13 protein-coding genes are annotated in these 12,675 nt (G+C 62.6%); 9 read left to right on the forward strand and 4 right to left on the reverse strand.

Annotated elements, in window-relative coordinates; translation table 11 throughout:
• The first annotated feature begins 113 nt into the window (after nt 1-113).
• Both NCR40_RS10880 and trxA read left to right on the forward strand, forming a co-directional pair.
• Complete coding sequence (locus NCR40_RS10880) at nt 114-1,013, forward strand: pirin family protein (RefSeq protein WP_250465572.1); 900 nt, start codon at nt 114-116, stop codon at nt 1,011-1,013.
• 97 nt (nt 1,014-1,110) lie between these two features.
• Nucleotides 1,111-1,959: a thioredoxin gene (trxA, locus tag NCR40_RS10885; protein WP_250509454.1), complete on the forward strand. Its 849-nt coding sequence runs from the start codon at nt 1,111-1,113 to the stop codon at nt 1,957-1,959.
• A 274-nt stretch (nt 1,960-2,233) separates the two neighbouring features.
• Here trxA and NCR40_RS10890 read toward each other — a convergent pair whose 3' ends face one another.
• On the reverse strand, nt 2,234-3,079 hold the full coding sequence (locus tag NCR40_RS10890) for a tRNA threonylcarbamoyladenosine dehydratase (protein ID WP_250509455.1): 846 nt from the start codon (nt 3,077-3,079) through the stop codon (nt 2,234-2,236).
• A gap of 267 nt (nt 3,080-3,346) precedes the next feature.
• Here NCR40_RS10890 and pdxH point away from each other — a divergent pair, with 267 nt between their 5' ends.
• From pdxH to NCR40_RS10905, 3 genes are all read left to right on the forward strand, one after another.
• Nucleotides 3,347-3,988: a pyridoxamine 5'-phosphate oxidase gene (pdxH, locus tag NCR40_RS10895; RefSeq protein WP_250465577.1), complete on the forward strand. Its 642-nt coding sequence runs from the start codon at nt 3,347-3,349 to the stop codon at nt 3,986-3,988.
• A 139-nt stretch (nt 3,989-4,127) separates the two neighbouring features.
• Nucleotides 4,128-5,342 carry a class I SAM-dependent methyltransferase gene (locus NCR40_RS10900; protein ID WP_244826172.1) on the forward strand — a complete coding sequence of 405 codons (1,215 nt, stop codon included), beginning with the start codon at nt 4,128-4,130 and terminating at the stop codon, nt 5,340-5,342.
• A 155-nt stretch (nt 5,343-5,497) separates the two neighbouring features.
• Nucleotides 5,498-6,511: a DUF72 domain-containing protein gene (locus NCR40_RS10905; RefSeq protein WP_250509516.1), complete on the forward strand. Its 1,014-nt coding sequence runs from the start codon at nt 5,498-5,500 to the stop codon at nt 6,509-6,511.
• A 244-nt stretch (nt 6,512-6,755) separates the two neighbouring features.
• Here NCR40_RS10905 and msrA read toward each other — a convergent pair whose 3' ends face one another.
• On the reverse strand, nt 6,756-7,316 hold the full coding sequence (msrA, locus tag NCR40_RS10910) for a peptide-methionine (S)-S-oxide reductase MsrA (protein ID WP_244826174.1): 561 nt from the start codon (nt 7,314-7,316) through the stop codon (nt 6,756-6,758).
• Nucleotides 7,317-7,754: 438 nt separating this feature from the next.
• Here msrA and NCR40_RS10915 point away from each other — a divergent pair, with 438 nt between their 5' ends.
• Entirely contained in the window at nt 7,755-8,267 is a 513-nt protein-coding gene (locus tag NCR40_RS10915; RefSeq protein WP_250465581.1) for a flavin reductase family protein, read from the forward strand.
• A gap of 33 nt (nt 8,268-8,300) precedes the next feature.
• On the opposite strand, the gene NCR40_RS10920 is transcribed toward NCR40_RS10915, so the two are convergent.
• Nucleotides 8,301-8,807, reverse strand: a complete 507-nt coding sequence (locus NCR40_RS10920; RefSeq protein WP_244826176.1) for an Lrp/AsnC family transcriptional regulator — start codon at nt 8,805-8,807, stop codon at nt 8,301-8,303.
• Between the two features lie 130 nt (nt 8,808-8,937).
• Here NCR40_RS10920 and kynB point away from each other — a divergent pair, with 130 nt between their 5' ends.
• From kynB to kynA, 3 genes are read left to right on the forward strand one after another with little or no spacing between them, the layout of a single operon-like run.
• Nucleotides 8,938-9,570: an arylformamidase gene (kynB, locus tag NCR40_RS10925; protein WP_250509456.1), complete on the forward strand. Its 633-nt coding sequence runs from the start codon at nt 8,938-8,940 to the stop codon at nt 9,568-9,570.
• 34 nt (nt 9,571-9,604) lie between these two features.
• Nucleotides 9,605-10,855 (forward strand): kynureninase, encoded by a 1,251-nt coding sequence (gene kynU / locus NCR40_RS10930; protein WP_250509457.1) that lies wholly within the window; start codon nt 9,605-9,607, stop codon nt 10,853-10,855.
• A 12-nt stretch (nt 10,856-10,867) separates the two neighbouring features.
• Complete coding sequence (gene kynA / locus NCR40_RS10935; protein WP_250509458.1) at nt 10,868-11,764, forward strand: tryptophan 2,3-dioxygenase; 897 nt, start codon at nt 10,868-10,870, stop codon at nt 11,762-11,764.
• 124 nt (nt 11,765-11,888) lie between these two features.
• Here the strand turns inward: kynA and NCR40_RS10940 are convergent, their stop codons facing one another.
• The gene (locus tag NCR40_RS10940) at nt 11,889-12,641 is read right to left on the reverse strand and encodes an IclR family transcriptional regulator (RefSeq protein ID WP_250509517.1); all 753 of its coding nucleotides are present in this window, start codon (nt 12,639-12,641) and stop codon (nt 11,889-11,891) included.
• Nucleotides 12,642-12,675 lie beyond the last annotated feature (34 nt).

Consider the following 12,675-nt stretch of genomic DNA (forward strand, 5'->3'; position numbering starts at 1 on the left):
CACGAAGTCGATGAAGCGTTTTCCACATCCCCGATGAGAGCGCATCGCCGCAGCGGCCGGTAGAATCGGCGGTTCCAGGCGCGCAACCGGCGCGTCAGCTACCGGAACCGCCAATGTCCACGTCGATCCGTGTCCTGCTCAAACCACATCAACACGATGTCGGCGGCCTCACGGTGAGGCGCGTGCTCCCCGCACTGGCGGCACGCACTGTCGGACCCTTCATCTTCTTCGACCATATCGGTCCCGCAACCCTCGTGCCCGGACAGGGACTGGATGTACGGCCGCATCCGCATATCGGGCTCGCAACCGTCACGTATCTCTTCGAAGGCGCGATCATGCATCGCGACAGCGTCGACTCCGTGCAGAAAATCGTGCCCGGGGACGTCAACTGGATGACCGCCGGGCGCGGCATCGTCCATTCGGAACGTACGCCCGACGAGGAACGCGAGCGAGGCCAGACGATGCATGGCATCCAGACTTGGGTCGCGCTGCCGGTGGCAAGCGAGGAAGTCGAGCCTTCGTTCGAGCATCACGCAGCGTCCGCCTTGCCGCAAATCGAGCGCGACGGCGTGACTTTGCGCGTAATCGCGGGCACCGCGTTCGGCGCCCAAGCGCCCACGCGCACGTTCTCGCCAACGCTTTACGTCGCCGCCGATTTCGCTCGCGGCAGCGCGCTCACGCTCGATACCGAACACGAGGAACGCGGCGTGTATCTCGTCGAAGGCGATCTGTCCATCGACGGCCAAGCGCTGCCCGAACAGCAAATGGCCGTGCTCGAACCGGGCGCGCCGGTGCGTTTCGAGAGCACGAACGGCGCGCGCGTGATGATTCTCGGTGGCGCGCCGCTCGACGGGGCACGCATCATCGAATGGAATTTCGTCGCCAGTTCGCGCGACAAGATCGAGGCCGCGAAACAGGCATGGAGCGAGCAGCGCATGGGGCACGTTCCCGGCGAGACGGAGTTCATTCCGCTGCCGCCCGCGCGCCGCGAGAATCGCGCGCCCGAGGCATGAGACGTGCATCGGCGTGAATCAACGCCGTGGCCGTTGAGAGTTATGCAAGCGTCCCCATCTAATTTCAAGACACATTGCAGGCATTAGGAGAGAACGCATGGAAACGACCCTCGCTACGTTTGAAAACGACGTCATCAATGCGTCGATGCTCGCGCCCGTTCTCGTCGATTTCTGGGCTCCGTGGTGCGGCCCGTGCAAGACGCTCGGTCCGATGCTGGAACGGCTCGAAGCCGAAGCCGCCGGCAACTGGAAGCTCGTCAAGGTGAATGTCGACGAGAATCAGGAACTCGCGCAGCACTTCCAGGTGCGCAGCATTCCGCACGTGATCGCGTTTGCGGAAGGCCGGCCAGTGGACCAGTTCATCGGCGTGTTGCCGGAGGGCCAATTGCGCGAGTTTCTCGACCGGCTCGTGCCCGCTGGCGCCGAAGCCGAGCGCCGCGCCGCGCACGACGCGTGGGCGAGCGGTAACCGCAAGGACGCGATCGATCGCATCAAGGCCACGATCGCGCTCGATCCGAGTTACGAAGATGCGCGCCTCGATTTGATCGAATGGCTGATCGCGGAACGGCGGATCGACGAAGCGAAGGAAGAAGACAAGCTGCTTTCGCCTAAGACGACGCAGGGCATCGACGCGCGCTATAACGCGCTCAAGACCGAACTCGACGCCGCCGATGCAGCCGCCGGACTGCCGCCCGCCGACGATCTCATCGCGGCGGTGCACGCGAAACCGGACGATCTCGAAGCGCGCTTTGCGCTTGCGAACCGTTTGATTGCCGGCCGCGATTATGGTGGTGCGCTGGAACATCTGCTCGAAATCGTCGTGGGCGATCGCGCGTTCATGGACGACGTCGGCCGCAAGACGATGCTATCGGTGTTCGAACTCGCGGCGAATCAGCCGGATGTCGTGGCGTACTGGCGGCGCAGGCTGAGTGCCGCGATGAATTGAGCATGCATGATCGGCTCGTGGATGCAGAAACGGCCAGCTCGTGGAAGCTGGCCGTTTTTTGTTGGCTGCGGTTCGCCGCGTGACGTCAAGCAGCGCATGTTCGCCGTGTGGCCACGTCGACTCGCGTGCATGCATGCAACTGGCGGGTTTGCCGCGACGCCAGCTCGTCATATTCGTGCGAAAACCGACCTGCCATCGACGCAAGCCACCACCATTCACGCTTCTGTGACTTTATCCGCGCGCCGTTTTTACGTCCCCGCAAGAACCTGCCGCCCTAAGCCGCCTTCTTCGCCAACGCCCGAAGCACGAACGCCGCCGCCGCGAACCCAAAGCTCGCCGTCACACACACGCTGGACCCGAAACCCGCGCAATTCAGCCCGACCGGGCCCGCGTATCCCGCGCCGGTTTCTAGATGCTCCGCGCCCTCGCTGATATCGCAAGCGGCCGCTTCCGGGTAAATGAGCGGCTCGTCCGAATATACCGCGCTGACCTTGAAACGCGCCTTCGGTCCGCGCGGAAAGCCATGCAATTTGCGCAACTGGCCGCGCACTTTCGAAAGCAGCGGGTCCTGAATGGTCGACGCCAGGTCGTCGATGCGAATACGCGTCGGATCGAGCTGCCCGCCCGCGCCGCCCACCGTGATCAGCGGCTGCTTGTTTGCAACACACCACGCAATGAGCGCGGTTTTCGTGCGCACGCTGTCGATGGCATCGACGATGAAGTCGAAACCGCCGCCGAGCATCGCATCGAAGTTACCCGGCTCCACGAAGTCCTCGATCTGCCGCACGTCGCAGGCGGGATCGATCAAACGGATGCGCTCTGCCATCGCCGTGACCTTGGCCTTGCCGTAGTTGCCGTCGAGCGCGTGGATCTGCCGGTTGGTGTTGCTTTCGGCGACGTTGTCGAGATCGATCAACGTGAGCTTGCCGATTGCGCTGCGCGCCAGCGCTTCAGCCACCCACGATCCCACGCCGCCTATGCCGATCACCGCGACATGCGCGCCTTCGAACGCCGCGAGCGCAGGCGCGCCATACAGACGCGCGATGCCGCCGAAGCGTCGGTCGCGGTCGGCGATCTCGTCGGCGGAAGGTGACTCGTTGGGAGCGATGGTGGCAGTCATAGGTGGAAGCAGAAACCGAAAAAGCGCGGGAGGGCTTCGCGGAGCATGGGCAAAAACAAGCCAAACGCCGCTGCGGCCCGTCAGGCATAGCTTACAAGCGCCTGTCTAATTGACAAAGTTGGTAGACCATTCATGCAGAAAGCGCGCGAATTGCGTATTCTGCCTTATCGAAACCCAAGGGGTGATAGCTGGACCGAATTCACCACGGCAAGGGCAAGAAAGAACCACCTTGGCTATACTGACGCCGACTGTAGCGTTTGCATAAAAATGACCACCCTCGCAGACCTTCGCAAAAATTATTCTCGCGGCTCACTCGATGCCGCCGACGTCGCGCCGGACCCGGTGCGCCAGTTCGACACCTGGTTCGCCCAGGCGCTCGACGCGAAACTGCCCGAACCCAACGCCATGACCTTGGCCACCGTCGACGAGAACGGCCGGCCCTCCGCGCGCATCGTGCTGATCAAGGGGTTCGACGAACGTGGCTTCGTTTTTTTTACCAATTACGATAGCCGCAAAGGCCGCGAAATCGCCGCCAATCCCGCGGCAAGTCTGCTGTTCCACTGGATCGAGCTCGAACGTCAGGTGCGTGTCGAAGGCGTGATCGTCAAGACGAGCGCCGAGGAAAGCGATGCCTATTTTCAGTCCCGGCCGCTCGGATCGCGCATTGGCGCGTGGGCGTCGGAACAGAGTCAGCCGCTCGAAAGCCGCGAGGCGCTCGAAGCGCGCGAGCGCGAAATGATCGAAAAATTCGGCGACGCACCGCCGCGCCCGCCACATTGGGGCGGCTACCGGCTCGTGCCGGACACCATCGAATTCTGGCAGGGACGTCCGTCGCGGCTGCATGACCGCATCGTCTATGAGCGCGAGCGCGCGGACGGCCCGTGGGATATCAAGAGGCTCGCACCCTAAGACGGGTCCGGTAGCAGGCAGTACGTCGTCATAAAACGCAGCACCACGGCAACGAACATGAAGGCGCGTCGATGCACGGGCATCCAGAACCGGCACGGCGGGCCTTCCCCTTGATTTTCTTTAGCGCGGAGAAGCAAGCATGTTCTGGGAGAAGAAGCTGACGCAATGGGTCGAGGAAGTGCGGGCCAGGGCCAACCTGCCTGCGCGCCTCGTGCTTTGGGATGGACAGCAGCACGACTTCGGGCAGTTCGCCGCGCCGCAAGTCACGTTGCACGTAAAGAGCGCGACGGCGCTGCCTTATCTGCTGGAACCAAGTCTCGACAATCTCGGTGAAGCGTACGTGAAAGGCAAGATCGATATCGAGGGCAAGCTCTCGGACATCATCAACGTCGGTTATTCGCTCGCGAAGAACACCGTCACGAGCGCGGGCAAGCTGGCTCGCGTGCGGCGCTACTTCAATCACTCGAAGGCGTCGGACAAGAAGGCCATTCAGTACCACTACGATGTGTCGAACGAGTTCTATCAGCTCTGGCTCGACAAGAACATGGTGTACTCGTGCGCGTACTTCGAAAACGGCGACGAAGATTTGGCCACCGCGCAGATCAAGAAGATCGATCACATCCTGACCAAGATTCAAGTGCAGCCGGGCCATCGTTTGCTCGACATTGGCTGCGGCTGGGGCGCGCTCGTGATCCGCGCCGCGCAGAAGTTCGGCGCGAAGTGCGTGGGCGTGACGCTCTCGGAAAACCAGTTCAAGCTCGCGACGCAGCGCGTGAAAGATGCGGGCCTCGAAGATCAGATCGAAATCCGTCTGCAAGATTATCGCGACGTGCCGGGGCAATTCGACCGCATCACGAGCGTGGGCATGTTCGAGCACGTCGGACGCAAGAATCTGCCGGGCTACTTTGCAAAGATTCGCGATCTGCTGGTCGATGACGGCGTCGCGATGAATCACGGCATCACGTCATCCGACGCCGACAGCGGCGAGACCGCGCTCGGCGGCGGCGAGTTTATCGACCGCTACGTGTTTCCGGATGGCGAGTTGCCGCATATCGGTCTCGCGCTTGAAAGCATGCAGCGCGGCGGGCTGGAAGCGATCGACATCGAAAGCTTGCGCCGGCATTACGCCCGCACGCTCGACATCTGGGCCGAGAGCTTCGAGGCAAACGCCGAGCAAGCCAAGAAGCTCGTCGATGACGAAAAATTCCGCATCTGGCGCGTGTATCTCGCGGGTTGCGCGTACGCGTTCGAGAACGACGACGTGTCGATCTACCAAGTGGTGTGCCGCAAGGCGGGCCGCAGCGCGACGACCTTGCCGTGGTCGCGGAAATACATTTACGAGAAGGCGCTCTGAAGCAGGGATCGAAGTTTCCGGAAGAGGACGCTGCGCGTGACGGCGACGCGCAGGGCTCCCTGCTCGACGACACGGCGCCGAGTGAGATTGCGCCAGCCGGTGAGCCAGAGTGCCTGCCGGCGTCGGCGGAAAACGGGCAAGCAACAGAACCCGACCTGTTCGACGAACCCGCGCCGCGCAAGCCCGCGAGCCAGCCGAAGGCACGCGGCGTCCTGCCCGCGCCATTGAACGCCGATCTCGACGCGCTCGCGAAACAACTGCCCGAAGCCATTCATCTCGGCACATCGACGTGGTCGTTTCCGGGCTGGCGCGGAATCGTCTATGGCGACGCGTATTCGAACACGAAGCTCTCGCGCGACGGCCTCACCGCCTACAGCGCGCATCCGTTGTTGCGCTGCGTGTCCATCGACCGCTCGTTCTACGCACCGCTTTCGCTCGCCGACTACGCGCGGTATGCGAGCCAGGTGCCGGAGCACTTTCGCTTCATCGTGAAGGCGCCTGCCGCCGTCACCGACGCCTTTATCCGCGGCCAGCGCGGCGCGCCCGATGCGGAGAACCCCGCGTTTCTGAACGCGCGGATTGCCATCGACGAATTCGTGACGCCGTGCATCGGCGGGCTTGGGACGAAAGCCGGCGCGCTCGTGTTCCAGTTCTCGCCGCTGCCGGATGCGATGATCGTCGAGCCATCGCGCTTCATCGACCGGTTGGCGGCGTTTCTCGGCGCGCTTCCGCCGCTCGAAGGCGAGACGCGTTACGCCGTCGAATTGCGCGACGCCGTCATGCTGACACCGCGCTTCATACGCGCGCTGCGGGACGCGAACGTGCGCTATTGCATCGGCGTGCACGCGCGCATGCCGGACGTGCGTCGCCAGGCGAAGGCGCTCGCGTTGCTGGACGAAGAAACGCTAGGGCCGCTCGTCGTGCGCTGGAGTTTGCACAGCGGCTTTCGCTACGAACAGGCGAAGGCGAAGTACGAGCCGTTCGACCAAATAGTCGATGAAGACCGCGACACGCGCGAGGCGCTGGCCGAACTGGCCGCGCGATATGCGATCGCGGGCCAGCCGGTGGTCATCGCGGCGAACAACAAGGCAGAGGGCTCCGCGCCGCTTACGTGCTTCGAGCTTGCGCGTGGGATTGCGCGGGAATGCGAGCGCGTACAACGCGGCTAGCGGTAAAGCTATAACGTGCGACGGCTGAAATCGACCGGGCTCCCCGGCGTACTGGCTGAACGCTCTGTCCACCGCTATCGAGCCGCACTTCAGGCACCGCTCGCATGCCGTCACGTCTTTGCTTCAAGCGCGACTTGAGCGCCAGGATGCCTCGCCTTATGGCATGGACTGAACGCGGCGACTTCTCGGCTCCGACACGGTATGCAGACCGCCCTCAAGCGCGGCCTCCACATCGCCCCGCCCTTCACTTCTTCAACCGATGCGCAAACTTCTTGCGGAACTTCGCGACCTTCGGGCCGACGACCGCCGCGCAATACCCCTGGTTCGGATGCTGCTCGAAGTAGTTCTGGTGATACGCTTCGGCCGGATAGTAGTCGTTGTCGAGCGCGGTGACCTGCGTGACGATCTTGCCGCCGAAGACATCCTCGCGCTGCAGTTCATCGATCACTTCGAGCGCGACCTTGCGTTGCTCGTCCGAATGCGTGAACACCGCCGAGCGATACTGTGTGCCCACGTCATTACCCTGGCGATTGAGCTGCGTCGGATCGTGCGTCGCGAAGAAAATCTCAAGCACTTCGCGGTAGCTGATGATCGCCGGATCGAACACGACCTTCACCACTTCCGCGTGGCCGGTTTCGCCGTCGCAGACCTGTTCGTACGACGGATCGACCACCTTGCCGCCCGCATAGCCGGATTCGACCGACACCACGCCTTCGACCGCCAGAAACACCGCTTCCGTGCACCAGAAGCAACCGCCGCCGAGCGTCGCGGTTTCGGTTCTCGCCTGCTCATTCTGCTGGGTCATGCGCAACTCCTCGTCAAGTGCATGCGGCCATGCCGCGGATCACCCATATGGATGCGCCTCGCCGCTTCTTCAACATTCCCCACGGTTTCTTCGATGTTTCCAATGCGCGCGAAGGGCTTGCTCCGAGCTTACCGGCTTTTACAAAGCGGCGTTGGCCACACTGCCGACGCTGGCTTATGGCGGTTCCGGACGGCTGATTCCGCTAGAATCGAGCCAATCTCCAGCTTTTAGACAACACGAGAACAGATCCTTCCGATTCGAATGCAACACGTATCCGGTTCGGCAAGACGAAATACCACCACCTGATGACAAGCCCTTTCGCCCCGAGGAAACGCGCGTTCGGATCGGCATAAAACAAGACACTTCTAACCGATGACAAGTCCTCTCGCTCCAAGCGAAACTCGTCAGGTCGGCGAAAAAACAAGACGACTTTGCCCGATGACAAGCGCCAAAACCCCGAACTTCGATCCGAAAGAATTCCGCGCCGCGCTCGGCCAGTTTGCGACGGGTGTGACCGTCATCACCACGCGCACCGAATCCGGGCAGTTGATCGGCATCACGGCCAGTTCGTTTAACTCGGTATCGCTCGACCCGCCGCTCGTGCTGTGGAGTCTCGCCACCAAGTCGGCTTCGATGCCGGTGTTTCGCGCCAATAGTCACTATGTGGTGAACGTGCTCGCGGCATCGCAACTGGAGCTTTGCCGGCGCTTCGCCACGGTCAAGGGCGACCGCTTCGCGGGCGTCTCGCACGCGGCGGGCGACACCGGCATGCCAGTGCTCGACGGCGCGATTGCCTGGTTCGAATGCCACAATCGCAGCCGCTACGACGAAGGCGACCACGTGATCTTTGTCGGCGAAGTGGAGCGCTGTGGCGTGCGCGCGAAAGACGACAGCGCGCCTCCGCTCGTGTTTCACGCCGGCGGATTCCACACGTTGGGATCGATCGAATAAGCCCCTCGACGCTTGAGTATCAACGCCTGAGGCTCAAGGCGGGCTGCTTGGCCGCGCCGGTTGTTCGATCAGCGCGACGGGCACGCCTGCATCGTCCTTCATGGTTTGCAAGACGATATTCGAGCGAATGTCGATAACGCCCGGCGCCTTGTACAGCTTGCTCAGAATGAAATCCGAGTAGTGCTTGAGGTTGTGCGCGAGCACGCGCAACACGTAATGCGTGTCGCCCGTGACGACGAACGCGCCCACCACTTCCGGCCATTCGCGCACGGCCGCCGCGAATTTCTCGTGCCAGTTTTCCTGGTCGTTGCGCATGGAGACGTGCACGAAGGCTTCGAGCTCGATGCCCAGCCGCTCACGGTCCAGACACGCGCGATAGCTCGCAATCACGCCCTCTTCTTCGAGCAGGCGCATGCGGCGCAAACACGCCGAAGGCGAGAGCGCGATGCGCTCCGCAAGGTCCAGGTTACTGATCCGTCCATCTTCCTGCAGTACCGCCAGAATTCGGCAATCTGTTGCATCGAGCGTGAATCCGGTCATTTTTTAGTCCCCTAGCCCGTTTCATCGAATTATGTTCTAGCCCCAACGTTTTTGGGTAGTTTTTTTGCAATCACATTTCGAGATAGCACGGCTATGATTTGACGCATCCCAGCGCTTTCTGTTAGCCGACATGACGCTTCTCGATATTTCTCCGCCGATTTCCACCGACACGCCGGTCTGGCCGGGCGATACGCCCGTTGGTATCGAACGCGTCTGGCGCATGGAAGCGGGCTCGCCCGTGAACGTGGCGCGTTTCACGCTTTCGCCGCACACCGGCGCTCATGCCGATTCCCCGCTGCATTACGACGAACACGGCGCGGCTATTGGCGAGGTGCCGCTCGACACGTATCTCGGCGCTTGCCGGGTCGTGAATTGCATTGGCGCGGCGCCGCTCGTTTTGCCAGAACATATCGCCGATTTTCTCGACGATGACAACGCCCCGCCGCGCATCCTCCTGCGTACCTACGCGAGTGCGCCGCTCGACACTTGGGACAGCGCATTTTGTGCCGTCGCGCCCGCGACCATTGATCTATTGGCGGCGCGTGGCGTGAAGCTCATCGGTATCGACACGCCATCGCTCGATCCGCAGGAATCGAAGACGATGGACGCGCATCGCCGGATTCGCGCGCACGGCATGGCGATTCTCGAAGGCCTCGTGCTCGATGCCGTCGCGCCCGGCGACTACGAACTCATCGCGCTGCCGCTCAAATTTTCGACGCTCGATGCGAGCCCGGTGCGCGCCGTCCTGCGCCCGCTTTCCTGATCGCCCGATCTTCCCTGAACAATTGGACTTTTCGATGAAAAACCGTGACGACGCCGCCGCACTCGACCGCGACGACCCGCTGAATGCCCTGCGCGATCAATTCGTGCTTGCGAACGACGTGATCTATCTGGATGGCAACTCGCTCGGCGTGCCGCCCAAAGCGGCTGCCGCGCGCGCGGCCGGCGTGATCGCCGAAGAATGGGGCGAAGGGCTGATCCGCAGTTGGAACACCGCCGGCTGGTACGCGCTGCCGCGACGGCTCGGCAACAAGCTGGCTCCGCTCATCGGCGCGGGCGAGGATGAAGTCGTGGTGAACGACACGATCTCGGCCAATCTCTTCAAGATCCTTTCCGCGGCGCTCAAGCTCGCGAACGAGCGCGACCCTAAACGTCGCGTGATCGTCTCCGAACGTTCGAACTTTCCGAGCGACCTGTATATCGCGCAGGGTCTGATCGAGCAGCTCGATCGCGGCTATGAACTGCGTCTCGTCGATGACGCGTCCGAACTGCCTGCCGCCATCGACGAACACACCGCCATCGCGATGATCACGCACGTGAACTACCGCACCGGCTACATGCACGACATGGCCGCGCTCACCGAGACGATTCATCGCGCGGGCGCAATCGCGGTCTGGGACCTGGCGCATTCGGCAGGCGCGGTGCCGGTCGATCTGAACGGCGTCGGCGCAGACTATGCCGTCGGCTGCACGTATAAGTATCTGAACGGCGGACCGGGTTCGCCTGCGTTCGTGTGGGTGCCCAAGCGTCATCAGGACACATTCTCGCAGCCGCTCTCGGGCTGGTGGGGGCACAAGAAACCGTTCGCGATGGACCCGGTGTATCGCCCGGACGATGGTATCGGTCGATATCTGTGCGGCACGCAGCCTATCGTCTCGATGTCGCTCGTCGAGTGCGGGCTCGATGTATTCCTGCAAACGGATATGCAGACCTTGCGGCGCAAGTCGCTTGCGCTTGGCAATCTGTTCATCGAGCTGGTGGAAGCGCGTTGCGGCGAGTTTCCGCTGACGCTCGCGACGCCGCGCGAACATGCGCGACGCGGCTCGCAAGTGAGCTTCGAGCATCCGAACGGCTATGAGGTGATGCAGGCGCTGATCGCGCGTGGCGTGATCGGCGATTATCGCGAGCCGCGTATTTTGCGCTTCGGCTTCACGCCGCTTTACACGCGTTTCGTCGATGTCTGGGACGCGGTTGAAACCCTGCGCGATGTGCTCGCGACCGAAAGCTGGCGTGCGCCGGAGTTTGGCGAACGCGCTTCGGTGACTTGAGAGGTGACGGCCATGAATGAGGTTAAAGGCGGCGGATGTCCGTTCGGCCACGGTGCAGCCGATGCGGCACGGGCGGTGCAACCGGCAGAATCAGGCTGGCACGAAGCCAAGCTCGATTTCTCCGATTCGATGAGCTACGGCGACTATCTCGGCCTCGATTCGATTCTGACCGCGCAGCATCCGCGCTCGCCGGATCACAACGAGATGCTGTTCATCGTGCAGCACCAGACGAGCGAACTCTGGATGAAGCTCGCGCTCTACGAACTGCACGCCGCCCTCCAAGCGGTTCATACCGACGCCCTGCCATCCGCCTTCAAGATGCTCGCGCGCGTGTCGCGCATCTTCGAGCAATTGGTGCAGGCGTGGAACGTCCTCGCGACCATGACGCCTTCCGAATACACCGCGATGCGGCCGTATCTCGGTGCGTCATCCGGGTTTCAGTCGCATCAGTATCGGCAGATCGAGTTCATGCTCGGCAACAAGAATGAGCAGATGCTGAAGCCGCATGCGCATCGGCCGGAGATTCTCGCGCAGGTGCGACAGACGCTCGAAGCGCCTTCGTTCTACGACGAAGTGATCCGACTGCTCGCGCGACGTGGCTTCCAGATCGCGCCCGAAAGACTGCAGCGCGACTGGACCCAGCCCACGACGCACGACGCGTCGGTCGAAGCGGCGTGGCTCGCGGTGTATCGCGATCCGTCACGCTACTGGGAGCTCTATGAGATGGCGGAGGAACTCGTCGATCTGGAAGACGCCTTCCGGCAATGGCGCTTTCGGCATGTGACGACGGTGGAGCGCATCATCGGCTTCAAGCAAGGAACGGGCGGCACGGCGGGCGCTTCGTATCTGCGCAAGATGCTGGACGTGGTGCTGTTTCCGGAGCTTTGGCATGTGCGCACGATGCTTTGAGGTTGCGTGCGGTCGATGAGCTCAAGCTGCGGCGACTGCGCAATCGCGCGCGACCCTCGCCGCCCGGCGACGCTTCGAGCACGGCTGCTTCACGATGCCGCGAGCAGCCCAATCGAGCGGTCCTTCAGGCGAGCCGTCCCGCCAACGCCCTTAGCTTCGGCGCAATCGACTCGCGGAAATAACCCTCATCCATCGACGACGCCGGCCCGCTGCTGCTCAACACCAGCCAGCGCCCATTGCGCACGTCGCGAAACGGCGCGGCAATCGCGTTGACGTCGTCGTGCCATTCACGGAATGAATAGCAGCAGCCGTCGCGCGCGAAATCTTCGATCGCGCGCTGCGCCGAAGCCACTCGTTCGGCGCCTTCCCGTTCCCGCAATTCTTTTAGCAAGGCCGCGCGCTCATCGGCGTCGAGCACGGCGAGATAGGCGCGTCCCATGGAACTCGTGAGCATCGACAGACGCGATCCGGGCGCGAGGCCGAGCGTGAGCGCGGTTTCGCTACGAATGGTTTCCAGATAGATCATGTCGAGGCCATCGCGACAGCCGAGCGATACCGCCGCGCCGATCTCACGCGCCAGCGCGCGCATATGTGGCCGGGCGAGTTCCAGTGTGTCCGCGCCCGCCAATAGCGAGAAGCCGAGCGAGAGCACGCCCGTGTCGAGCGCGTACTTGCCGGCGGCATCGTCGAAACGCAGGTAACCGAGCGTGGTCAGCGTGTAGGCCAGACGATTGACCGTCGCCTTGGGCAATCCCGTGCGCACGACGAAATCGCGATTGCCGAGAAGCGTCTCGCCAGGGCGAAATGCGCGCAACATATCGAGACCGCGTGCGAGGGCGACGACGAACTTGCGATCGTCGGATGCGTTGGGCGACAGGTGGGAGTGGCGGTCGGACTCGTGGTTTGAAGCG

Source organism: Caballeronia sp. GACF4, assembly GCF_023631025.1.
Lineage (GTDB): Bacteria > Pseudomonadota > Gammaproteobacteria > Burkholderiales > Burkholderiaceae > Caballeronia.

Coding starts and splice junctions, on each gene's coding strand:
- NCR40_RS10880 (WP_250465572.1), top strand. CDS start 114: ATGTCCACGTCGATCCGTGTCCTGCTCAAACCACATCAACACGATGTC.
- trxA (WP_250509454.1), top strand. CDS start 1,111: ATGGAAACGACCCTCGCTACGTTTGAAAACGACGTCATCAATGCGTCG.
- NCR40_RS10890 (WP_250509455.1), bottom strand. CDS start 3,079: ATGACTGCCACCATCGCTCCCAACGAGTCACCTTCCGCCGACGAGATC.
- pdxH (WP_250465577.1), top strand. CDS start 3,347: ATGACCACCCTCGCAGACCTTCGCAAAAATTATTCTCGCGGCTCACTC.
- NCR40_RS10900 (WP_244826172.1), top strand. CDS start 4,128: ATGTTCTGGGAGAAGAAGCTGACGCAATGGGTCGAGGAAGTGCGGGCC.
- msrA (WP_244826174.1), bottom strand. CDS start 7,316: ATGACCCAGCAGAATGAGCAGGCGAGAACCGAAACCGCGACGCTCGGC.
- NCR40_RS10915 (WP_250465581.1), top strand. CDS start 7,755: ATGACAAGCGCCAAAACCCCGAACTTCGATCCGAAAGAATTCCGCGCC.
- NCR40_RS10920 (WP_244826176.1), bottom strand. CDS start 8,807: ATGACCGGATTCACGCTCGATGCAACAGATTGCCGAATTCTGGCGGTA.
- kynB (WP_250509456.1), top strand. CDS start 8,938: ATGACGCTTCTCGATATTTCTCCGCCGATTTCCACCGACACGCCGGTC.
- kynU (WP_250509457.1), top strand. CDS start 9,605: ATGAAAAACCGTGACGACGCCGCCGCACTCGACCGCGACGACCCGCTG.
- kynA (WP_250509458.1), top strand. CDS start 10,868: ATGAATGAGGTTAAAGGCGGCGGATGTCCGTTCGGCCACGGTGCAGCC.